Below are 1,397 nucleotides of genomic sequence, written 5' to 3'. Positions count from 1 at the left end.
GGAATCATGGCATATTCGCCATCGCGAGCCGGAACGTCAGACTCATCTGCCTCGCTGCGGTTTTCGGCAGCGGCGGATCAAACAGGACTTGCCAGACACCTCCGCTCGAAAAGCTGAGCTGAACAATGTTCGTGCTGTTCGCATGATTCCCCCGATCCGGTGCCCACGACATTGCGTAGTCGCGATAGTTCTGCCCGATCGTGTACGGCTGCGCGGTAACGCTGGTTGCAGCACCCGCCGGGACTGTAGGCATGATCGATGGGGCTTTCGTCAGCCGCTCACTCGGTGCAACTAGCGTCTCCCTGTAGCCAGCCCGCGTCCCATCGCCAGAAGTAACGACCATCGCTGAATGTCGATCCGATGCATTATCGGCCGGGTATAGCCAATCGCATTTGCCATCGCACCCCAGCTACCCTGGCCACTCGTCTCAAATACTGCCGACGGCCTAATCGTGTAGTTGAAATTCGTCGGAACACCATCGACATCGATCGAAACGACGCCAGTCACGTCGGATGGCAAGAACTCGGTGTACTCCCAGATCTGATCGAGGTATTCATCCGGAAGCACAGTGATCGTTGTGGGATTCCCAGCGGCATCGCGGTACAACCCACAAGCGAGCAATGGGCGCGTTCGCAGATTCGCAGCAGAGTCGGTCTGAAGAGATGTATTGACAAGACCACCGCGAGTTAGATTTACCGGACTTGAGCCAAAACTTCCGGGCTCAAACGACACCCTGAACCTGTACTTGCGAAATAACGGGCCGACCTGCGGGTCAGTATTACTTTCGATCAACTGCGACGACACATGCTGTCGCGCGACAGCCCCTGCGATATCCGGCATAACAGTATCCGACTGTGACGGCGCAGCATTCGAAGTCCCAGCCACGAAAACGTTTAGACTCATATTCCACGGCGCTTGGTCACTAAAAATCCGGCCAAACCCACTATTGCAGATCGTGTTGCGCCCTGGGAACGTCTGCTGGATCGGTTTGGCCAACTCCAAGATGCTGCCATCCTCGGCGTATTTATGGCCGCGGTGGGTCATGGCGTAGAAGTGGCCCATCACGCCGATTTCGACAGGATTAAGGGCAAGCTTTGACATCAGAAAATCCTCCCGGATTGGATGGATGGGGTAGTGGTTGCGCGGTCTGCAATCGAGCCGACGGGGCTGGCCCGGATGTCGCCCGCACGCACGGATGGGGTAGTACTTGCCGCGTCTTGGATGGCGCCAAGTGGCGGCGCGGCAATGCGCCCACCGACAATCGATGGTGTAGTCACGGCCTGATCGACGGTAAGCGGGACAGGCGGCACTGAGATCGCGCCAGAAACCATCGATGGCAACGTGCTTACCGCGTCAGTGAGTGGCGGCGCGATGCGGTAAATGTCGCGCAGGGAACC

Annotated in this window: 2 protein-coding genes; both read right to left on the bottom strand. The window is 57.8% G+C overall.

Going from position 1 to position 1,397, the window contains the following annotated elements; genetic code table 11:
* Positions 1 to 291: 291 nt before the first annotated feature.
* Positions 292 to 1,101: a hypothetical protein gene (locus JCM9942_RS15870; protein WP_054660831.1), complete on the bottom strand. Its 810-nt coding sequence runs from the start codon at positions 1,099 to 1,101 to the stop codon at positions 292 to 294.
* A partial coding sequence (locus JCM9942_RS19710; RefSeq protein WP_218185513.1) for a hypothetical protein occupies positions 1,101 to 1,397 on the bottom strand: 297 nt, incomplete at its 5' end. The genes JCM9942_RS15870 and JCM9942_RS19710, both read right to left, overlap by 1 nt.

It is taken from the genome of Stenotrophomonas pictorum JCM 9942, from assembly GCF_001310775.1.
GTDB lineage: Bacteria > Pseudomonadota > Gammaproteobacteria > Xanthomonadales > Xanthomonadaceae > Stenotrophomonas > Stenotrophomonas pictorum.
Note: the sequence above shows the minus strand (reverse complement) of the source record. Positions and strands in the feature narration are given on the sequence as shown.

Bases quoted from the DNA above. Each gene is read 5' to 3' on its own strand.
- JCM9942_RS15870 (WP_054660831.1), bottom strand. From the start codon at position 1,101: ATGTCAAAGCTTGCCCTTAATCCTGTCGAAATCGGCGTGATGGGCCAC.